Annotated in this window: 1 protein-coding gene and 2 pseudogenes; 1 reads left to right on the top strand and 2 read right to left on the bottom strand. The window is 43.8% G+C overall.

The features are described from left to right. Window positions 1-31: 31 nt before the first annotated feature. A pseudogene (locus AB4209_RS09020) lies at window positions 32-220 on the bottom strand (transposase domain-containing protein); the annotation flags it as partial. Window positions 221-267: 47 nt separating this feature from the next. Here AB4209_RS09020 and AB4209_RS09025 point away from each other — a divergent pair. Continuing rightward, window positions 268-1,386 (top strand): IS110 family transposase, encoded by a 1,119-nt coding sequence (locus AB4209_RS09025; protein WP_017070419.1) that lies wholly within the window; start codon window positions 268-270, stop codon window positions 1,384-1,386. A 256-nt stretch (window positions 1,387-1,642) separates the two neighbouring features. Here AB4209_RS09025 and AB4209_RS09030 read toward each other — a convergent pair. Next, window positions 1,643-1,786, bottom strand: a pseudogene (locus AB4209_RS09030) (transposase); the annotation flags it as partial.

Below are 1,786 nucleotides of genomic sequence, written 5' to 3' on the forward strand. Positions count from 1 at the left end.
TATCCGCCCCATGAACCCACGGGGCGACTTGTCAGTGTTTGAAGTTCCAAGGCAGGAGTGCGTCGATATCAGGCTCAGCTTTCGCCAGCTCTTTCATGCACTTGACCATGTAGTCGTAGAGGATAAGACCGTTGGCTTTCGCGGTCTCGATGATGCTGTAAAGCATCGCGCTCGCATCAGCACCGTTTGGTGTGTTAGAGAACAGCCAGATGGTATGACCTTATATACTTAGACTTACCTACTGGTGCGTTTTTGGAGGTCATCAATATGGAATCCGTCAACTATTCTGCTTATATTGGACTTGATGTGCACAAGGACACAATTGCTGTTGCGATTGCAAGTCCAGAGCGGCAGGGAGAAGTTCGATTTTATGGGAATATTTCTTCAGCAAAAGATGCCGTTATTCGTCTAATGAAGAAGCTAATCAAGCTTCACGGTACGATCCTTGTCTGCTACGAAGCGGGCCCAACAGGCTACGGTCTATATCGATTGTTACTTAGCATGAACATAGAGTGTACAGTTGTGGCTCCTTCTAGAATACCTAAGATATCAACCAACAAGATCAAAAATGATCATCGAGATGCCGTCGCTTTAGCGAGGTTGTTAAGAGCGGGTGAGTTAGTTGATATCTGGGTACCCGACCTGACACATGAAGCTATGCGAGATCTTGTGAGAGCCAGAAGCTGTGCAAAGAAAGATACTAAAGTTGCCAAGCAGCGAATCCAAAGTATTCTTCTGAGAACGGGTAAAAAGTATGAAAAGAAAATGTGGACTGTCCGCCATCGAGTATGGCTAGCCAACCAATCTTTCCCCTTAGCTTCTCAACAAATAGCTTATGAGCACTATCGACAAAGCTTGGAGCAAATAGAAAACCGTATTGAGCAATTAGACCAAGAAATTGATAGGTTACTTCCTAACTGGTCACTTTATAACTTGGTTAATCAACTGCAAGCTCTAAAAGGTGTCGGACGTACGATTGCAATCTCCGTAGTGGCTGAAGTGGGTGATTTCTCCCGATTTAGTAATCCGAAACAAATAATGGCATTCCTTGGCCTAATACCTGGTGAACACTCAAGTGGTAGTGTGACTCGTAAAGCAGGGATCACTAAAGCTGGAAATGTTGAGTTAAGACGACTTTTGTATGAGGCAGCATGGGCATATAGAAACAATGCTAAGGTCGGTAGCTGGTTAACTGCGAATCGACCAGATAGTGTTTGCCAAGAAGCCAAAGATATCTCCTGGAAAGCTCAGCAGCGATTATGCTTCCGTTACCGAAGCTTGGTAGCTAAAGGGAAAAAGTCACAAATAGCAATTACTGCTGTTGCGAGAGAGTTACTTGGATTCATGTGGGACATTGCTGTCACCACTCGAAATCAGAGAGTTTAAAATTTGCTTGGAAGTGAAGAAGCTCAGGTGAGTAATCCTCGTCAAGAATTTAAGTCGACCACTTGGTTAGATACTAGCAGCCAGATAGAGGTAAACTCATTACGAAAACCATGTTGGGGCTAAAGATCCCCGAATAAGAGTATGTATAACCCAAGTTATTGCTAATTCACTTTCAGGCAATTCTAATGTTGAAAGCATGCCTCGTCTCACAGAGGAGAGAGAGGTTTTGTCGAAAAACTTGAAAAAGGTCATAAGAGTTCTTCCTGCCAATGACCAGTGGTTTAATTGCGCGTTCAGCGCGATTATTATCAATAGATAAGTGACCATCGTCGATATAACGAATAAGCTTTGACCACTGCCCAAGCGTATATTTTATCGCTTTGCCTAGTGGGCTAGAGCC

Source organism: Vibrio sp. 10N.286.48.C11 (assembly GCF_041469805.1).
Taxonomy (GTDB): Bacteria; Pseudomonadota; Gammaproteobacteria; order Enterobacterales; family Vibrionaceae; genus Vibrio; species Vibrio crassostreae_C.